Source organism: Xenorhabdus khoisanae, assembly GCF_001037465.1.
GTDB classification, from domain to species: domain Bacteria; phylum Pseudomonadota; class Gammaproteobacteria; order Enterobacterales; family Enterobacteriaceae; genus Xenorhabdus; species Xenorhabdus khoisanae.
The window spans coordinates 1-19,804 of sequence record NZ_LFCV01000178.1; the positions used below are offsets into that span (position 1 = coordinate 1).

Here is a 19,804-nt window from a genome sequence, read left to right on the forward strand (position 1 = left end):
ACTATGATCTAAATCAAGTTATAGTGGAAGATGAGTGCCTACCTACATTATCAAGAGCCAAATTTTATTAAGATATTGGTAATTTTACTAAAGGAAAGATTTTTTATCGTTATTTTGGATTTATAAGTTTAATAGATCGTACAAAACAAAAAACAGTCCTTAATATTTTTATTTAGATAATTTAACTTATTAATTGTAGACTATTTCTCGTTTTTTGTTGCTTGAATAGTTAATGAGCTAGAATCATAATAAAAGCTGTTAGTTTTGTGATCAGGATCACATAGTATTTAAAATGACATATATTCTCCGTTGTATAAGTTGATGATTCAGGAGTAAAGTTAATTAGCATTAAGAATATTCTTAATCAATTGTGGCAAGTGCATTACCCAGATGACGCAATAATACTTTCACAACCCATTACCGAAATATTTTAGAAATTGGGCGATCCCAAGAGTAATACAAAGGACAGTTACTGCTCTGGCTAAAGATGTATATTTCAGTTATGTCGGAGATTATTGAATCTCATGCTACTGGTAATTTTGTCGTGAGTGATTCTTTGATCACTTAATTTAATTTTTTCATGTAATCGGACGGGATATATAAAATGAGTACGGTTGAATTGCTCAAACATATTTATGACATAAATTTATCGTATTTGCTTTTAGCACAACGGTTAATTAACCATGAGAAAGCATCTGCGATGTTCCGTTTAGGTATTAGTGAATCGATGGCTGATACGTTGGCCGAGCTGACATTGCCTCAGTTAGTAAAATTAGCTGAAACAAACCAACTGATTTGCCATTTTCGGTTTGAAGACCACGAAACTGTACAGCAGTTAACGAAGGAATCGCGGGTGGACGATCTGCAACAAATTCATACAGGTATCTTGCTGTCTACTCATCTTTTTCAGCAGTTATCCGCTCAGGATGACACTTCAATCAAGAAAAGAGCGTAAAGATGGTTGAAAAAAGTATTGTTCAGGAAGCGAAAGATATTCAGCTGGCAATGGAACTCATCACTTTAGGTGCGCGATTGCAGATGCTTGAGAGTGAAACGCAACTAAGCAGGGGTCGATTGATCAGGTTGTATAAAGAGTTGCGGGGAAGCCCTCCGCCTAAAGGGATGCTCCCCTTTTCGACGGATTGGTTTATGACTTGGGAACAGAATATTCATTCGTCAATGTTCTACAATGCTTACCGTTTTCTGTTGAAAAGTGGATATTGTGAAGGTGTAGAGGTTGTTGTAAAAGCCTACCGGCTGTACCTTGAGCAATGTCCTCCAGGGAGTGAAAATGGGCCTGTTTTGGCATTGACCAGAGCTTGGACACTGGTTCGTTTTGTTGACAGTGGTATGTTGCAGCCAACAGAATGTCGCTGTTGTGGTGGGACTTTCATCACACATGCTCATCAACCGGTAAATAGCTTTGTTTGTAGTCTTTGTCAGCCACCTTCACGGGCAGTAAAAAAACGTAAACTTTCCTTACAACCTGCCGATACTAATTCACAACTGCTGGATGGATTTGCTCAGCAAGCTATGTGAATTTAAATGAGAAAGTAAAATCTAGGTTACAGGTTTCACATCCAAACCTGTAACCTGCTTCCACACCCTTCTTCATTTATCAATTCGCCCTGTTCAAATCCCATCTGCTCACCAACTTAGCTAAAGGATATCGCGTGTTAGTACTTTTAGGATATATCGTGGTTTTTGGTGCGGTAATTGGTGGCTATCTGCTTGTCGGTGGTCGCATGGGCGCACTTTATCAGCCAGCGGAATTTTTGATTATTGCAGGTGCGGGAATTGGCGCTTTTATCGTGGGCAATAATGGCAAGGCGATAAAGGCAACACTGCGTGTCTTACCAAAAATATTGCGCAGATCTAAATACAACAAGGCGATGTACATGGATCTTATGGCGTTGCAATTCCGCCTGTTATCCAAATCTCGCCAGCACGGGCTTCTTGCTTTGGAAAGGGACATTGAAAACCCACAACAAAGTGACATTTTTACACAATATCCCCGTTTGTTGAAAGATCAGCATTTGATGGATTTCCTCACTGACTACATGCGCTTGATCATCAGCGGTAACATGAATTCTCATGAAATCGAAGCCTTGATGGATGAAGAGATCGAAACTTACGAACAAGAGAGTGAAATTCCTGCCACCAGTTTGGCGATGGTCGGGGATTCATTGCCCGCATTCGGGATTGTTGCTGCTGTAATGGGTGTAGTTAATGCCTTGGGATCTGCGGATCGCCCGGCAGGAGAACTCGGCGCTTTGATTGCACATGCGATGGTAGGAACGTTCCTTGGGATCTTATTGGCTTATGGTTTTATTTCTCCTTTGGCGACACTACTTCGTCAACGCAGCAGTGAACAAATCAAAATGATGCAATGCATCAAGGTAACGCTACTTTCCAGTTTGAATGGTTATGCACCACAAATTGCGGTTGAGTTCGGTCGCAAAACTTTATTCCTCACAGATCGTCCTTCATTCACAGAACTTGAAGAGCATGTTCGTCGGGTTAAATCCCCTGTACAACAAGAAGTTGAAGAATAATTATGAGAGCGAATAATGTTTCTGTCGTCAGAATAAAAAAACGCAAAAAACATAGTTCGGGCCATGGTCATGCTGGCGGATCATGGAAGATTGCATATGCTGACTTCATGACTGCAATGATGGCATTCTTTCTGGTTATGTGGCTGATATCGATCGCCAGCCCGCAGGAGTTGACCAGCATTGCAGAATATTTCCGCACTCCCTTACAAGTAGCGATCAACAAGGGGCAACAAAGCAGTGATAGCACCAATCCAATCCCGGGGGGAGGGGATGATGTTTTCCAGCAGGATGGGGAAGTTTTCCGCCAAACCAAGTCAGCTGAAGCTAATGAGGAAACTCGTCGCCTGAATCGGTTACGCCAGCAACTTGATCAACTGATTATCACCGATCCTCGTCTTAAAGAACTGCGTCCTCATTTATTGATCGACATGATGGATGAGGGGTTGCGCATTCAAATTATCGATCAGGCAAACCGCCCAATGTTCATGATTGGCAGCGCAAAAGTTGAGACTTATATGAGTGACATTTTGCGGGCAATTGCACCGATCTTGAATGGTATTCCAAACAAAGTCAGCCTTTCTGGTCATACTGATAATTTACAGTATGCCAATGGTCAGCGAGGCTACAGTAACTGGGAACTTTCTTCTGATCGAGCCAATGCGTCAAGGCGTGAATTGCTGATTGGTGGTTTGGATGAAGCCAAAGTCCTGCGAGTGGTAGGCATGGCATCCACTGTAAGCATGCAAAAAGGCATCGATCCGAATGCGCCAGTTAACCGTCGTATCAGCATTATTGTATTGAATAAAGATGCAGAAAAAAGGATTGAGCAGGAAAACAGTGGCGGCAACGCCATGACAGCCAATGATAGTATGGATATGCAAGAAGTCATCAGAATGGATTCGAATGAGGGAGCACCTGCTCAGCAACCCACCGAACAATCCCATGTGATCATAAAACATGAAATCACAATATCGGATCAGTCAGCGGCTGAACCGCTGAGTGATACTAAGATGACAGAGTAAGTAACGATGGATATTACCGCGTTTTATCAGACTTTCTTTGATGAAGCAGATGAATTATTGGCTGATATGGAACAGCATTTATTGCTGCTCAATGCCGACGAACCCGATCATGAGCAGTTAAACGCAATATTTCGCAGCGCCCACTCTATTAAGGGAGGCGCTGCGACTTTTGGTTTTGCCAAGCTGCAACAAACCACGCATGTTTTGGAGAATCTGCTCGACAGTGCCAGGCGTGATGAAATACGCCTGACCATTGACATTATCAACCTGTTTTTAGAAGCGAAAGACATTATGCAGCAACAATTGGATGCCTATAAAAGTTCTCAGGAGCCGGATGAAGATACATTCAATTATATCTGCGAAACACTGCGTCAGCTTGCACTGGAATTACAGGAAGAGCGACAGGAAGAGAACTTGTTTGCGGCAGCCTCTGCAACTCAGGCTGCAATTGTTACAGAAAACGTTGCAGATGAAGTTGAAGAAAAACAGGCGATAGAGGCAGCTCCGGCAAAAGAAAATCAGTCAGAAGAGAAACATTCTCCGGCAGACAAATCTCATCATGGTCAGATTCGTGTTCATTTGTCTGGGCTGAAAGAGCGCGAAGTCAGTTTAATGAAGGATGAACTGGGGCATCTTGGTGAGCTTTATGATGTTGAACAAACTTCAAACAGTATTGAAGCATCCTTAGTCACATCTGCGACAGAAGATGATATTACGGCTGTTTTGTGCTTTGTCATTGAGCCTGAGCAAATCACTTTTTTGCCTACGAATGAAGCTCATACAGAAACTGAAACAAAACAAGATGCTGGAGTAAAAACAACAGCAGAAGAGAATACGGCAGAAAGTACCACAACAAAAAGTACAGCGGCAGAGACTGCCGTAGCTGCAAACGCGGTGACTGCGGATAATCCGCAACCGACTAATGCCCAGAAAAAAACTGATGTACGTGAAATTGGGCGTCCGGCACCACGTCCAGCGGCGGGTTCACCACGCCAACGTGCGGAATCTTCCAGTATTCGTGTTGCCGTTGAAAAAGTTGATCAACTCATCAACTTAGTGGGTGAGTTAGTCATTACCCAATCTATGCTGGCACAGCACTGTAATGGTTTGGAACCGACAAAACACAGCGAATTGTTGAGTTGTATGGCTCAATTGCAGCGAAATTCCCGTGACTTGCAAGAATCTGTCATGTCAATCCGCATGATGCCGATGGAATACGTTTTCAGCCGTTACCCACGTTTAGTACGTGATTTGGCTGGAAAGCTTGATAAAAAAGTGGAACTGACACTGATCGGTAGCTCAACCGAATTGGATAAGAGTTTGATTGAGCGGATTATCGATCCTCTTACACACTTGGTACGCAACAGCCTCGACCACGGTATCGAAAGCCCGGAAAAACGCCTCGCAGCCGGAAAATCAGAAACGGGTAATTTGACGTTGGCGGCTGAACATCAGGGGGGAAACATCTGTATCGAAGTTATCGATGATGGCGCAGGCTTAAACCGTGAGAAGATCTTGGCAAAAGCGCAATCTCAAGGATTGAGTGTCAGTGAAAACATGAGCAATGAAGAAGTGGCTATGCTGATTTTTGCTCCCGGATTCTCGACTGCAGAAGTTGTAACGGATGTTTCTGGTCGTGGTGTCGGTATGGATGTTGTGAAACGCAATATTCAGGATATGGGCGGACAGATTCAGATCAGCTTTCAGGAAGGGAAGGGGACGGTCATTCGCATTTTGCTGCCACTGACACTGGCAATACTGGATGGCATGTCTGTCAGAGTTAATGATGAAGTTTTCATTCTGCCATTGAGTGCGGTAGTCAGCTCATTGCAGCCACAAGATGAAGATATTTACCCGTTGGCGGGTGATGAAAAGCTGTTGCAAGTGCGTGGTGAATATTTACCGCTGCTTGAACTGTATCGCATATTTGATATCCCGAATGGGGAAACTGACCCAACAAAAGGTATTGCTGTCATCGTGCAGAGCGCCGGTCGTCGTTATGCACTACTGGTGGATAAACTGGTTGGTCAACATCAGGTTGTTGTTAAAAATATTGAGAGCAATTACCGCAAAGTGCCGGGAATTTCGGCGGCCACCATTATGGGGGATGGTAGTGTGGCACTCATCATTGATATTCCTGCTTTGCAGACACTCAACCATGAACAATTGGCTGAGCGCAAAGTAGAGTTGGTGAATAACAAATAAGACAGTCATCTCACAGTAAAAGGTAACAGTAAAAGGTAACATCATGTCAGCCATAGAAGAATTCAATAAATTATCGGGGGAAACAGCCGGAAAGGAATATCTGGTTTTTACCTTGGGTGACGAAGAGTATGGAATTGAAATACTGAAAGTGCAGGAAATTCGTGGTTATGACCACGTCACCCGCATTGCGAATACACCTGCTTTTATAAAAGGGATCACCAACCTGCGCGGAGTGATTGTTCCTATCATTGATCTGAGGATCAAATTCTCACAAGAAGGTATCACTTATAACGATAACACCGTTGTTATTGTCCTGAATTTACTTAACCGTGTCGTTGGCATTGTGGTTGATGGCGTGTCTGACGTACTGTCTTTGAAAGAAGATCAAATCTGTCCTGCCCCAGAATTTGCGGTGACATTATCAACAGAGTATCTGACCGGGCTTGGCTCTCTTGATGAACGGATGTTGATTCTGGTTGATATCGAAAAACTTCTCAGCAGTGAAGAGATGGCATTGGTAGATTCAGTCGCTAAAGGCTGATGTCTTAGGGCTGTTGCAATAATTTTAAGGCTGTTGCAATAAAAAGCAGCAGCCTATTTGTTCTGGATCAAAAAAATGCTGCAAAAAATCAATTTTTAGAATTACGCGTAAAGTTCCCTTTCTGCCTGCCGATAACACTGGCATAGCAATTTATTACAAAAGGGAAGTCATGTTTAACCGAATGAAAATAGTGACGGGACTCATCTCAGTCATCATATTATTTGGTGCTCTGCAATTTATCTCCGGGGGATTGTTCTTTAAAGGGTTGAAGAACGATATAGAAGCCTTTGATTTAATAGATGAAATGCGACAGCAGCAAATTTATCTGGACGATAGCTGGGTTAACCTGCTGCAAGCCCGTAATAACCTGAATCGTGTTGGCATCATCTATATGATGAAAAATAGTGGTGTTGAAAGTAATTATAAAGTAGTAGATGATGCTCTGGCAGAGGCTAAGGCTAATATCGCCCGAGCCGAGCGGAGCTTCGAACAATATGAACAGACTAAAAGACTATCTTTCTATGATCCGGAGCGTCTTCAACGTTTGAAACAGACCCATCATGACTATCTTAATGCACTTAAAGATTTAGATAACATGCTGGCGAACCAAAAGTTTACAGAATTCTTTCTTCAAAAAACGACTGATTATCAGAACGCTTTTGCTGCGGAATTTAACTTTTATCTGTCCCAGGGCGAAAAACTTTATCTTCAGGTATCACATGAAGCTGACGCAGCTTACAGCAATGTCATTATTTCGCTGATATTTGTGCTGGCCCTGTTGATTGTAGTTATGGTCATAAGCTGGATCGGTTTACGTAAGGCATTGATCGATCCGCTGCACAAACTGCTGGATAATATCAAAGCGTTCTCGAAAGGTGATTTGACCCAGACGATCAGTGTATCTGGTACTAATGAAATGGGGATGCTGGCAGTCGGCCTGAGACATATGCAGGAAGAACTGATCCAAACCGTCAGAAGCGTCCATCAAAGTACCGAAACTATTTATACCGGTACCAGCGAAATTGCCTCAGGTAACAACGATCTTTCCGCACGCACAGAACAACAGGTGGCATCACTGGAAGAAACCGCCGCCAGCATGGAACAGTTGACTGCAACAGTAAAACAGAATGCTGACAACGCCCGTCAGGCCAGCAATCTGGCTGACAACGCTTCCGATATCGCTCGTCAGGGCGGCAAAGTAGTGGCGAATGTGGTGCAAACCATGCACGAAATTTCGGACAGTTCCCGTAAAATTTCTGACATCACTGGCGTGATTGATGCCATTGCCTTCCAGACCAATATTCTTGCCCTCAACGCTGCGGTGGAAGCTGCCCGTGCCGGTGAGCATGGACGTGGTTTTGCTGTCGTTGCCGGAGAAGTTCGCAATCTGGCACAGCGCAGCGCGGAAGCGGCCAAAGAGATCAAAGCACTGATTGAAGATTCGGTAAGCCGTACTGACACTGGTTCCGTGTTGGTGGAAAGTGCTGGCGAAACCATGAATAAAATTGTCGATTCTGTTACCCGCGTAACTGACATCATGGGGGAAATTGCATCGGCTTCTGATGAGCAAAGCAGGGGAATCACGCAAGTTGGTGTCGCTATCTCCGAAATGGATAGAGTCACACAGCAGAACGCGTCATTGGTTGAACAGTCTGCTGCTGCCGCTGCGGCATTGGAAGAGCAGGCTATGATATTGACCAAAGCAGTTGCGTTGTTCCAGTTACCGGAGCAGGCAGAAAGGATGCAGCCTGAAAAAAGAAAACATGACGTTTCATTGACGAGTAAATCGTCAACTCCTCCAGCTAATAAGACGAATTCTCCCGTACTGAAGAAAAGCAGTAATGTGGAAGACCCATCTAATTGGGAAACATTCTAAAAAAATAATAGCGATAATCACGGCTGCATTATGCAGCCGTTAAACGAGGTGATTACATGTTAGGCAGGTTTCGCATATCAACCAGTTTGTATCTGTTATTGATGATGTTTTGTGTTATGCAAATTATTTCGAGCGGTTTGTCTCTGGGAATAATTCATACAGACCAGTCATATATTGAAAGAATTGATCTGGGAACTCAACGGAGAGATACCCTTGGCCTGAGTTGGGCGGCATTATTGCAAACACGTAACACTCTGAACAAAATCGCAATTGCCCAAAAAGTGGGGCAGTCACAAACGCAGATAGACGCAATGGAGGCGTTACTTAAAAGCTCATTAAATGAAGCAGACAGAAGTTTTGCCAAATTCAGTGCGTTACCCCGGATGGAACAAACGGATAGTGGTGCAGAATTATTAATTACGGTTGAACATTCTTACCAAGAATATATCAACGCCTTGAAAGAGCTCAAAACTTACCTCTATGAAGGAAACCTTCAGGCTTTCCTTGAACAACCTACAGAAGACTATCAGCGTAAGATGGAAATTGCATATAACAACTATATGCAGTACCTCGGGGCTAACATTAGCTCAGCGGTTTCTGATGGTGCATTTTACTACAAAGTTTCCATTGCCATGTTCTTTGGCTCTATTCTAATGGTGCTTGTTGTTTCCATTTCAGCGCATTGGTGGCTACGACGTAACCTGCTAAGACCATTCTCAAACATGAGAGCCTGTTTTCAGGATGTGGCAGAAGGTCGCCTGGATAAGGAGGTTGCCGTTACGACCAATGATGAAATTGGTGATATTTTCAGAAAACTGCGTGACATGCAGAAATCATTAATCAAATCCATTGCTTCTGTGCGTGAAAATACCAACCAAATGTATTCGGGTATTCAGGAAATCACACAGGGCAATACAGACTTATCATCACGTACAGAAGAGCAGGCGGCATCATTAGAAGAGACGGCTGCCAGCATGGAAGAACTGACCGTAACCGTCAAGCAGAATGCTGAAAATGCGCGTCAGGCGAGTGAACTGGCAGTCTCTGCCTCCGAGACTGCTTCAAAAGGTGGTGAATTGACCACGAGTGTCGTGGCAACCATGGATGAAATTGCCAACAGTTCGAAGAAAATCAGTGCCATTATCAGTGTCATTGATGGTATTGCCTTCCAGACCAATATTCTGGCATTAAATGCAGCTGTTGAGGCGGCGCGTGCAGGTGAGCAAGGACGTGGATTCTCTGTGGTAGCGGGAGAAGTACGTGATTTGGCACAACGAAGTGCTGAGGCAGCAAAAGAGATCAAAACCTTAATCGATGAATCTGTCCACCGTGTTAATCAAGGCTCAGAGCTGGTGAATAACGCGGGCCATACCATGGATGAACTAGTCAAAGCGGTTAACCGCGTGACTGAACTGATGGCTGAAATCGCCGCTGCTTCTGATGAGCAAAGCCGTGGCATTCATCAAGTTGCCCAAGCGGTTAGTCAGATGGATCAAGTCACACAGCAAAATGCGGCCTTAGTGGAACAATCTGCGGCAGCGGCGGCGGCACTTGAAGATAAGGCAGACATATTGGTGAAAACGGTTGCTCAATTTGAACTGCCCAGAGGCTTGGAAGATGAGTATGATCATCAGGCCTCTTCTGCATCAAACATGACCGATGAGTATGTTGTAGGTCAAGTACGCTGAGGTCAGATGAAATCCAACTTAATAGCTTCAGTTACTGATGCTACTGCACCGCTGAACTTTATGCTTCAGCGGCATGCTTTGTCAGATGCGCAATTTGAGCGCATCTGCCAGTTTATCTATCAACAGGCTGGCATTGTACTGGCAAAAAATAAACGTGAGATGGTTTACAACCGCTTAGTCAGGCGGCTTCGTGTATTGGGACTCGATAACTTTGGTGAATACCTGTCGATTCTGGAACAAGATAGCCACAGCAGGGAATGGGAACTATTTATCAATGCGTTGACCACTAATCTCACGGCATTTTTCAGGGAAGTCCATCATTTTCCCATTTTGGCAACACATGCCAGCAGGAAAAATGGAGGAACATACCGCGTTTGGAGCGCTGCCGCTTCAACGGGGGAGGAGCCATATTCTATTGCAATGACCTTGTGTGATGCACTGGGGCATCGGTCAAATCGGATAAAAATCATTGGCAGCGATATTGATACCAGTGTGCTGGAAAAAGCACGGCAAGGTGTTTATCGACTGGAAGAATTACAATATCTGAGCGAGAGTCAAAAGAAAAAATACTTTTTCAAAGGTGTTGGTCTCTTTGAAGGATATGCTCGGGTTCGCCCCTTACTGGCTGAAATGGTGAGTTTTCAGCACCTGAATCTCTTGGATTCAGAGTGGGCACTCGAAGGTAAATTTGATGCGATATTCTGTCGCAATGTCATGATTTATTTTGATAAAAAAACGCAGGAACGGATCTTGCGTCGTTTTGTCAATTTCTTAAAACCGGATGGTTTGCTCTTCGCAGGGCATTCCGAAAATGTCACTCAAATCAGCCGAGAGTTCTACTTGCAAGGACAGACCGTTTACGGTGTAGGTCGGGCAAGGAGGGGTCATGAATAAAATAACTGTTCTTTGTGTGGATGATTCGGCGCTGATGCGTCAAATCATGCGGGAAATTATTAATAGCCACCCAGATATGGAAGTGGTGGATTGCGCGCCGGATCCATTTGTTGCCCGTGATTTAATAAAAAAACACAACCCGCAGGTATTAACATTGGATGTTGAGATGCCGCGTATGGATGGCATTGATTTTCTGGAAAAACTAATGCGATTACGTCCTATGCCTGTCGTGATGGTGTCTTCTCTGACAGCAAAAGGTTCGGAAATTACATTGAAGGCACTGGAACTGGGGGCGGTGGACTTTGTGACCAAGCCCCAGTTGGGCATTCGCGAGGGCATGTTGGCCTATAGTGAGATGATTGCCGAGAAAATCCGTGCTGCGGCGCAGGCAAAAGTCAGTACCATGACACCTGAACCTGTGAATACAACGCCATTGAATTTCAAGCCGTTATTATCCAGTGAAAAACTGATCGCTGTCGGGGCTTCGACAGGAGGAACCGAGGCCATCAAAAACCTGTTGCAATTCCTGCCAGTCACTAGCCCGGCGTTGCTGATTACACAACATATGCCTCCAGGCTTCACACGATCATTTGCGGAAAGGCTCAATAAACTGAGCCAGATCGCGGTTAAAGAAGCAGAGGATGGTGAGCGTGTTCTGCCGGGACATGCTTACATTGCCCCGGGGGATTGCCATATGGAACTTTGCCGCAGTGGTGCCAATTACCAGATCATGATAACCAATGCTCCGCCGGTTAATCGCCATCGTCCTTCCGTTGATGTTTTGTTTCGTTCTGTCGCCAAATATGCGGGGCGCAATGCCGTGGGGGTTATCTTGACTGGTATGGGCAGTGACGGTGCCGCAGGTTTATTGGAAATGAAACAGGCAGGTGCCTATACACTTGCTCAGAGTGAGGCGAGCTGTGTGGTATTTGGTATGCCACGTGCCGCAATCCAGCTGGGAGCGGTGGATGAAGTCATGGACATGCAAAAAATCAGTAAAGCTATGTTGGCAAAAATCAGCGCAGGGCAGTCGATTCGTATTTAGTAGTTGTTATTTGATATTAATTTTTTGCAGTGCAGTTTTTGCAGAACGGTGCTGTCGGATAAGTGAAATTCCAAGGAGTTTTTATGGCAAGTAAGGATCTGAGATTTCTGGTAGTTGATGACTTTTCAACTATGCGCCGAATTGTGCGTAATCTACTGAAAGAATTGGGCTTCAATAATGTCGATGAAGCGCAAGATGGGGCTGAGGCGTTGACCAAACTTCGTACTACTGAATTTGATTTCGTTATTTCTGACTGGAACATGCCAAACATTGATGGTCTTGAATTGCTGAAAACGATTCGCAGTGAAGAAAAACTGGCTGCCTTACCTGTTTTGATGGTGACGGCAGAAGCGAAAAAAGAAAACATTATTGCAGCAGCGCAGGCCGGAGCCAGCGGTTATGTCGTGAAACCGTTTACTGCGGCTATTTTGGAAGAGAAACTCAATAAAATATTTGAAAAATTGGGGCTCTAAGGAGACAAAATGAGTGAAAATCCAGTCATGCCGAGAGATGAGGCGATCTCTACCAGCGAAATAATCAGTCGTATCGGGCAGTTAACGAGAATGCTGCGCGATAGTCTACGTGAACTGGGATTGGATCAAACTATTGCTCAGGCGGCTGAGGCGATCCCAGACGCGAGGGAGCGATTGAATTACGTTGTCCAAATGACAGCACAAGCGGCTGAAAGGGTGCTGAACTGTGTTGAAGTAGCACAGCCCCGTCAGAACGAATTGGAGGCGTCGGCAAAAGATTTGTCCCAACGTTGGGATGAGTGGTTTGCAAACCCAAACAATTTGGAGCTGATGGATGCCCGCTCATTAGTCACAGACACGAGAAATTACCTGAATCTCGTGCCTGATTATGCCTCGTTTACCAATGCCCAATTGCTTGAGATCATGATGGCGCAAGACTTTCAGGATCTTACTGGGCAGGTAATCAAGCGGATGATGGAAGTTATTCAGGAACTGGAAAAACAGTTGGTCATGGTATTAATGGAGAATATGCCTTCTGACCAGATGGCTAAAGCGAAAAAAGAGAACGATAGTCTTCTTAACGGCCCTCAAGTTAACCAAAGTGGTACTGGTGTTATTGCCAATCAGGCACAGGTTGATGATTTGTTGGATAGTTTAGGTTTTTGATAACGAGTGATAGTGACTTAACGAACAGAATTTTTAATAGAACTTTCATCTTTTGATCGCGTTTGGGTGAGTCTGATGGCTGACCCAAACGCCTGCTTCGAGATTATTAGATTAGCTCACAGCGTTATCCTATTGTTCTAGTGTATAAATATACAATAGTCCAAATCATGCAGAGGAAAACATTGTGATGTCGATAAATAAAATCATTAAGTTGAAAGATTCATTTGTGTCTTACCGTAAAGAATTCGGAGAAGGTCAGGAAAACAATAAAAATACAGTTGTTTTTCTGCATGGTACAAATAGCAGTGGCAGTAGCAGTTTTGGCGAAATAAAAAAAGCATTTATCGGTGATCGAACGGTAATCATTCCTGATTATGCAGGTTGTGGTCATTCAGGATTACCGTCAGAAACTCTGACTATTGAACACATTGCAGAGCAAATCGCTGTTGTGATAGAAGACAGCGGTGAGGTTCCTGTTGATTTGGTGGGTGTTTCTTTGGGAGCTGTAGTGGCTGCTGTTGTGGCCGCAAAGTATCCGCATTTAATCAATAAATTGATATTGACTGCGCCGTGGGCAACAAATGATGATCCTCGCCATCAATTGATATTCAATACTTGGTTGCATCTGGAGCTGAATGATAAAGCATCAGCAATGGCTTTTGGTTTATCCCATGCCTTGAGTCCAGAATTTATTTCCTCACTGGGGCATGAAACGATACAGAAAATCTGTTCTCAACCCGCAGAAAAAGAGATAGAAAAACGAATTACCTTGGGATTAAGCATAAATATAAAAGACTATCTTAATCAAATAGATAAAGATACTCTGGTTATTGGATTAAGTAGAGATACGTTAATTCCACCTTATTTGGTACGTGAAGTTTATAACAATGTGAAAAACAGTATCTATAAAGAAATTAATAGTGGTCATGCTGTGCACATTGAAAAACCAACAGAATGGATTGATTTAATAAAAGACTTCACTCTTTCAACATCGCGGCTTTCTAATCAGGTAAATCATGGAATGGGGAATTAACCACTTTTCCCACCGGTAAATATTTATAAATCGTTGATAACGACACATTGTAAATAATCGACAACTGTTTTCGGGTATGTCCTTTAATCAGTAACCTGGCAGCTTGTTGTCGATCTTCCTCAGTAAACACCACTGGCCGCCCACCTATCCGCCCTTGTTCCCGCGCTGCTGCCAAGCCTGCATTGGTTCTTTCTACAATCAATTCGCGCTCCATTTCTGCCAAGGCACTCATTACATGAAAGAAAAATCGTCCCATTGCAGTACTGGTATCGATACTGTCAGTCAGGCTTTGAAAATGAATACCGCGTTCATGCAGCTCTGAAATGAGTGTCACCAGATTTTTCACACTGCGCCCTAGTCGATCTAACTTCCAAACCACTAACGTATCACCGGATTCAAGATGCTTTAAAGCACGTTTTAGCCCCGGACGATTAGCGGTTTTCCCACTGATTTTGTCTTCAAAAATCAACTCACAGTTGATACTAACCAACGCATTTCTTTGTAAATCACTATTTTGGTCATTTGTTGACACTCTGATATAACCCACTCTTGCCACTGAAAATCCTTTAGTTATCTAAGAAACTATTATTTTATAAATAATACCTATTTAATCGCTATAAAAAACCTTTAATTTATTTAAAGAAGAGATAACAGTTTGGTTAAAGAGGATTAATATCAGAACGAGTGATGTAAGAGGGATTGTTATCAATAACATTGATAAAAAGTAACCAGAACGAGTGACCAAACTCACAGTATCAATTTTTTCTTGCCAGTGATACTCAATTAGTCCTCGCTTATTTCTCCAAAATGCTCTTTATTTAATTGAAACAATTTTGTTGCTAACTTGTTATTCTAAATGCCGAGGGTGTATATGGAATTGATTACACAATGGTTAGGTGCGGTAAACGGGGTAGTATGGGGAGTTCCCATGCTCGTCGGGCTTCTGGGTATTGGCATTTTCATGCAAATTCGTCTGTCCTTTTTACCGATCCGTAAATTGGGCACAGGGTTCAAATTACTCTTTCAAAAAAATGAACAACGAGGTGAGGGACAAATCTCACCTTTTAATGCATTAATGACAGCCTTGTCAGCGACGATAGGGACAGGGAATATCGCAGGTGTAGCAACAGCTATTGTAATGGGCGGGCCGGGTGCGATGTTCTGGATGTGGATGACCGCACTGGTCGGCATGGCGACGAAATATTCAGAAGCAGTACTGGCAGTGCGTTTCCGTGAAACCGATAAAAATGGTAATTACGTTGGCGGTCCGATGTATTACATCAAAAATGGTTTGGGAAAAAAGTGGGTTTGGCTGGGAACGCTCTTTGCCTTCTTCGGTAGTATTGCGGGCTTTGGTATTGGCAATACAGTACAAGCTAACTCCGTTGCTGATGTCCTGCAAAGTAATTTTGGTATTGAGAAAACCATAACAGCCGGAATTTTGGTTATTTTGGTTGGTGCAGTGTTGATTGGTGGCATTAAACGTATTTCTGATGTTGCAGGTAAACTGGTACCTGTCATGACAGTGGGTTACTTTGGTGCGGGAATTGTCGTTCTGGCACTCAATGTTACGGCTATTCCCGATGCGATTACTTTAATCATCAAATCAGCGTTCACGCCTGTTGCAGCACAAGGCGGATTTGCTGGGGCAGCAGTTTGGGCAGCGATTCGTTTTGGTATTGCTCGTGGAGTATTCTCTAACGAAGCGGGAATGGGAAGTGCGCCTATCGCACACGCAGCGGCAAAAACCCAAAACCCAATTCGTCAGGGTTTGATTGCCATGCTGGGAACCTTTATTGACACGATCATTGTTTGTTCCGTTACGGGCTTAACTATTATTATTACCGGTGGCTGGCTGACAGGTGAAACAGGTGCAACACTGACCGCATCTTCCTTCTCAGCTGTGATCCCGGGAGGTAACTATATCGTTGCCATTGCCTTGGCTATTTTCGCCTTCACAACTATTTTGGGCTGGAGCTTTTACGGTGAGAAATGTATCCAATATTTATTGGGGCCAAAATCCATAGTGCCATTCCGCATCGCTTGGATTATCGCGTTGCCGATTGGTGCTACTCAGTCGTTGACCTTTGTCTGGTTGCTGGCGGATACCCTTAATGCCATGATGGCAATTCCGAACCTGATCGCGGTTGCTATGCTCAGCCCGGTTGTCTATCGTTTGACGAAAGACCATATCCGTGATGTTAATGCCGATAGTATTGATATTAAACCAGTGGTAAAGGTGGATTAATATTGGCTGATAAAGGGCAGGAGAGATTAAAAAAAGTTATTCTTGCGGCAAATTTAAGGCATATAACCTGTTCCGATCATACCGGAGGCATCCAGCCTCCGGCACTCTCATAATTCCCCAAATACCCCTGCAAATTTCGCAGTGTTCCCGCCATTGAATTTCTGGGCTTTTGTCATGCTTAACACAATTTTATTTGCCCTTTTCCAAAGGCAAATTTTCTGCATGCAATAACGAACGCTCACCAAGGAAAGCTGTGGCTGAAGATAGCGATCTCGAAAAAACCGAAGAACCCACGCCCCATAAACGGGAAAAAGCTCGTAAAGATGGGCAAGTTGCGCGTTCCAAGGAACTCACTTCTATCCTGATGTTAGCTGGAGGCGTAAGCCTGCTCTGGATGAGCGGCCAATCGATCACCTATGATCTTTCCCTGATGGTGTTTGAAGGGTTCAATTTCGATCACAATATGGTCAGTAATGACAAACAAATGGTGCAGCAAGTTGGCCGATTGCTGAAACAGGCGGTCTGGGCATTGTTGCCGGTTTTTGTCGGATTGGTTTTAATTGCGCTCAGCGCACCAACTTTAATGGGCGGGCTGATATTCAGCTCAAAATCCATCAAATTTGACTTGACTAAGTTGAATCCCATTTCTGGCTTGAAGAAAATCTTCTCCATGAATGCGTTGGCAGAACTGTTCAAAGCCATCCTGAAAGCATCATTGGTGGGAAGTGGTGCAGCGCTGTTTATCTGCTTGAACTGGCCTGCCATGCTCAACCTGACTGCCCAGCCTCCGCTGTTGGCGTTGAGTGATGCGATGATGATGCTGATTTTTGCCGGCTATATTGTCTTATTTATGCTGATACCGATGGTGGCGTTTGATGTGCTTTATCAAATCCGCAGCCACCTGAAAAAGTTGAGAATGACCCGCCAGGAGATCAAGGATGAATTTAAGGAACAAGAAGGGGACCCCCATGTAAAGGCAAGGATCCGTCAACAGCAGCGAGCGGCTGCGCGTAAGCGCATGATGGCGGATGTGCCAAAAGCTGATGTCATTGTCACCAACCCAACCCATTACGCTGTCGCCTTGCAATATGACAGCAAAAAGATGAGCGCCCCTAAAGTGTTGGCAAAAGGGGCAGGGCTTATTGCCTTGCGCATTAAAGAAATCGGGGCGGAAAATCGCATTCCGTTACTGGAAGCTCCACCTTTGGCGAGGGCGTTATTTCGTCATGCTGAGGTAGGCGGCTTTATTCCTGCGGCGCTCTATGCTGCTGTCGCAGAAGTGCTTGCCTGGGTTTACCAATTGAAACGTTGGAAACAGGAAGGTGGCCTGAAACCGAAAAAACCTGAAAATCTGCCAGTGCCGCCAGCACTGGATTTTGCTGGAGAAAATAATCGTCATGGCTAATCTGGCCTCATTACTACGTTTATCGGGAAATCGTTTACCGGGGAATATAAAAGGCTCCCAGTGGCAAATGCTTGCGGGGCCTGTTTTAATTCTCATGATCTTGTCGATGATGGTACTGCCGTTGCCACCATTCCTGCTTGATCTGCTATTCACTTTCAATATTGCACTTTCCATCATGGTCTTGCTGGTGGCGATGTTCACCCGTCGGACGCTGGACTTTGCCGCATTCCCGACAATTCTGCTGTTCTCAACTTTACTGCGTCTATCACTAAACGTCGCTTCCACGCGAATTATCCTGATGGAAGGGCATACTGGCTCAGCGGCCGCGGGGCAAGTCGTGGAAGCCTTTGGCCACTTCCTTGTCGGCGGTAATTTTGCGATCGGTATCGTGGTTTTTGTTATCTTGATCCTGATTAACTTTATGGTCATTACCAAAGGTGCAGGGCGCATAGCAGAAGTCGGAGCGCGCTTTGTGCTGGATGGAATGCCCGGCAAACAAATGGCGATTGATGCCGACCTGAATGCCGGATTGATCGGCGAAGATGAAGCGAAAAAACGTCGTGCCGAGGTAACACAGGAGGCGGATTTTTACGGTTCAATGGACGGTGCGAGTAAATTCGTGCGCGGCGATGCGATTGCCGGATTAATGATATTGGTGATCAACATTGTCGGTGGTTTGATTGTCGGTGTTGCCCAACATAGTTTGGCTTTGAGTGATGCGGCGGAAGCCTATACTCTGCTGACTATCGGTGACGGATTGGTTGCCCAGTTACCTGCCTTGATCATCTCTACTGCGGCGGGTGTTATCGTAACTCGTGTAGCGACTGATGAAGATGTTGGTCAGCAAATGGTGACCCAGCTTTTCAATAATCCTAGGGTGTTGATGTTAAGTGCCGGTGTACTTGGCTTACTCGGCTTGGTGCCGGGCATGCCTAACTTTGTCTTTTTATTGTTTACGGCAGCATTGGCAGGCTTGGGTTATTTCCTATTGCGTAAGGACAAAAATCCGCTTATAGCACAACATGAAGAGATGAAAGCGGTAGAAGAACAACAACAAACCGCAGAAGCATCATGGTCTGATGTGCAATTGGAAGATCCGCTGGGCATGGAAGTTGGCTATCGTTTGATCCCGATGGTGGACTTTCGCCAAAATGGTGAGTTGCTTGGTCGTATTAGTGGTATTCGTAAAAAATTCGCGCAAGAAGTGGGATATTTGCCGCCTGTCGTGCATATATGTGACAACCTTGAATTGGCACCAGCCAGTTACCGTATCATGATGAAAGGCGTAGAAATTGGTCGTGGTGAAGCACATCCGGGTCGCTGGCTGGCGATTAATCCGGGCGGCGCTATAGGTGAACTGCAAGGGGATTTGACGACAGATCCGGCCTTTGGTCTGGCGGCAGTCTGGATTGATGACAGTTTAAGAGAACAGGCACAGGTACAAGGTTATACAGTTGTAGCCGCCAGCACTGTTGTGGCGACTCATCTTAACCATTTGCTTTCCCAGCATTCCAGTGAACTGTTTGGAAGACAGGAAGCTCAGCAACTGTTTGAGCGCGTCAGTCAGGAAATGCCGAAACTGACGGAAGATTTCATCCCTGATGTCGTCAGCCTGACAACGTTGCATAAAGTTCTGCAAAACCTATTGTCAGAACAAGTACCGATTCGTGATATGCGTACCATTATTGAAACGCTGGCAGAACATGCTCCGGTACAGAAAGATCCGTATGAATTGACGGCGATGATCCGAATTGCACTGGGCAGGGCGATCGCTCAGCAATGGTTCCCGGGAGCGGATGAGATCAAAGTGATTGGCCTGGATGCCGGGCTGGAAAGAATACTGCTGCAAGCACTGCAAAATGGTGGTGGATTGGAGCCGGGCTTGGCTGAAAGCCTTGAACGTCAGGCGGCAGAAGCGTTGGATCGTCAGGAAATGTTGGGAGCTCCGCCAGTATTATTGGTTAACCATGCACTGCGCCCGCTGTTATCTCGCTTCCTGCGCCGTGTATTACCGCGCTTGGTGGTGTTATCTAACCTTGAAATCACCGACAATCGTCAAATCAGAATGACGGCAACGATTGGTGGTGCGAGGTAGTATTGGCAATCCTCTGTTTTGAAGTGAAATAATAATGAATATAAGGTGATCCTTTGTG

The 19,804-nt window shown here is 44.7% G+C and carries 17 protein-coding genes; 16 read left to right on the forward strand and 1 reads right to left on the reverse strand.

Translation table 11 applies throughout. The features are described from left to right. Positions 1-604: 604 nt before the first annotated feature. The 13 genes from flhD to AB204_RS19250 all read left to right on the forward strand — a co-directional run bounded on the left by flhD (position 605) and on the right by AB204_RS19250 (position 13,998). A complete protein-coding gene (gene flhD / locus AB204_RS19190) occupies positions 605-955 on the forward strand; it encodes a flagellar transcriptional regulator FlhD (RefSeq protein WP_010847229.1) in 351 nt (116 codons plus the stop codon). A 2-nt stretch (positions 956-957) separates the two neighbouring features. Next, positions 958-1,539, forward strand: a complete 582-nt coding sequence (gene flhC, locus AB204_RS19195; RefSeq protein WP_047964992.1) for a flagellar transcriptional regulator FlhC — start codon at positions 958-960, stop codon at positions 1,537-1,539. 134 nt (positions 1,540-1,673) lie between these two features. Continuing rightward, on the forward strand, positions 1,674-2,555 hold the full coding sequence (motA, locus tag AB204_RS19200; protein ID WP_047964993.1) for a flagellar motor stator protein MotA: 882 nt from the start codon (positions 1,674-1,676) through the stop codon (positions 2,553-2,555). Positions 2,556-2,557: 2 nt separating this feature from the next. Then, the gene (gene motB, locus AB204_RS19205) at positions 2,558-3,577 is read left to right on the forward strand and encodes a flagellar motor protein MotB (RefSeq protein ID WP_047964994.1); all 1,020 of its coding nucleotides are present in this window, start codon (positions 2,558-2,560) and stop codon (positions 3,575-3,577) included. A 6-nt stretch (positions 3,578-3,583) separates the two neighbouring features. After that, on the forward strand, positions 3,584-5,782 hold the full coding sequence (gene cheA, locus AB204_RS19210) for a chemotaxis protein CheA (protein WP_047964995.1): 2,199 nt from the start codon (positions 3,584-3,586) through the stop codon (positions 5,780-5,782). Positions 5,783-5,825: 43 nt separating this feature from the next. Next, positions 5,826-6,323 (forward strand): chemotaxis protein CheW, encoded by a 498-nt coding sequence (gene cheW, locus AB204_RS19215; RefSeq protein WP_047964996.1) that lies wholly within the window; start codon positions 5,826-5,828, stop codon positions 6,321-6,323. Between the two features lie 169 nt (positions 6,324-6,492). Continuing rightward, a complete protein-coding gene (locus AB204_RS19220; RefSeq protein WP_047964997.1) occupies positions 6,493-8,199 on the forward strand; it encodes a methyl-accepting chemotaxis protein in 1,707 nt (568 codons plus the stop codon). Positions 8,200-8,255: 56 nt separating this feature from the next. Beyond that, positions 8,256-9,887, forward strand: a complete 1,632-nt coding sequence (locus AB204_RS19225) for a methyl-accepting chemotaxis protein (protein ID WP_047964998.1) — start codon at positions 8,256-8,258, stop codon at positions 9,885-9,887. Positions 9,888-9,893: 6 nt separating this feature from the next. Next, the gene (gene cheR, locus AB204_RS19230) at positions 9,894-10,781 is read left to right on the forward strand and encodes a protein-glutamate O-methyltransferase CheR (protein ID WP_047964999.1); all 888 of its coding nucleotides are present in this window, start codon (positions 9,894-9,896) and stop codon (positions 10,779-10,781) included. After that, entirely contained in the window at positions 10,774-11,826 is a 1,053-nt protein-coding gene (locus AB204_RS19235; RefSeq protein WP_047965000.1) for a protein-glutamate methylesterase/protein-glutamine glutaminase, read from the forward strand. The genes cheR and AB204_RS19235 overlap by 8 nt, the downstream gene beginning before the upstream one ends. Before the next feature lie 83 nt (positions 11,827-11,909). Next, positions 11,910-12,299: a chemotaxis response regulator CheY gene (gene cheY, locus AB204_RS19240; RefSeq protein WP_047965001.1), complete on the forward strand. Its 390-nt coding sequence runs from the start codon at positions 11,910-11,912 to the stop codon at positions 12,297-12,299. Between the two features lie 9 nt (positions 12,300-12,308). After that, positions 12,309-12,965 carry a protein phosphatase CheZ gene (cheZ, locus tag AB204_RS19245; RefSeq protein WP_047965002.1) on the forward strand — a complete coding sequence of 219 codons (657 nt, stop codon included), beginning with the start codon at positions 12,309-12,311 and terminating at the stop codon, positions 12,963-12,965. A gap of 187 nt (positions 12,966-13,152) precedes the next feature. Next, positions 13,153-13,998 carry an alpha/beta fold hydrolase gene (locus AB204_RS19250; RefSeq protein WP_152671583.1) on the forward strand — a complete coding sequence of 282 codons (846 nt, stop codon included), beginning with the start codon at positions 13,153-13,155 and terminating at the stop codon, positions 13,996-13,998. Here the strand turns inward: AB204_RS19250 and AB204_RS19255 are convergent. Further along, complete coding sequence (locus tag AB204_RS19255; protein WP_047965004.1) at positions 13,967-14,554, reverse strand: recombinase family protein; 588 nt, start codon at positions 14,552-14,554, stop codon at positions 13,967-13,969. The two genes, AB204_RS19250 and AB204_RS19255, sit on opposite strands and share 32 nt — an antisense overlap. 315 nt (positions 14,555-14,869) lie before the next feature. Between AB204_RS19255 and AB204_RS19260 the strand changes: the two genes are divergently transcribed. The 3 genes from AB204_RS19260 (at position 14,870) to flhA (ending at position 19,746) form a co-directional block, all read left to right on the forward strand. Then, the gene (locus AB204_RS19260; protein ID WP_047965005.1) at positions 14,870-16,246 is read left to right on the forward strand and encodes an alanine/glycine:cation symporter family protein; all 1,377 of its coding nucleotides are present in this window, start codon (positions 14,870-14,872) and stop codon (positions 16,244-16,246) included. Between the two features lie 253 nt (positions 16,247-16,499). Beyond that, positions 16,500-17,651, forward strand: coding sequence for a flagellar biosynthesis protein FlhB (gene flhB / locus AB204_RS19265; RefSeq protein WP_047965006.1), 1,152 nt, complete (start codon positions 16,500-16,502; stop codon positions 17,649-17,651). Continuing rightward, positions 17,644-19,746 (forward strand): flagellar biosynthesis protein FlhA, encoded by a 2,103-nt coding sequence (gene flhA / locus AB204_RS19270; RefSeq protein WP_047965007.1) that lies wholly within the window; start codon positions 17,644-17,646, stop codon positions 19,744-19,746. Before flhB ends, flhA begins: the two co-directional genes overlap by 8 nt. Positions 19,747-19,804: the final 58 nt, after the last annotated feature.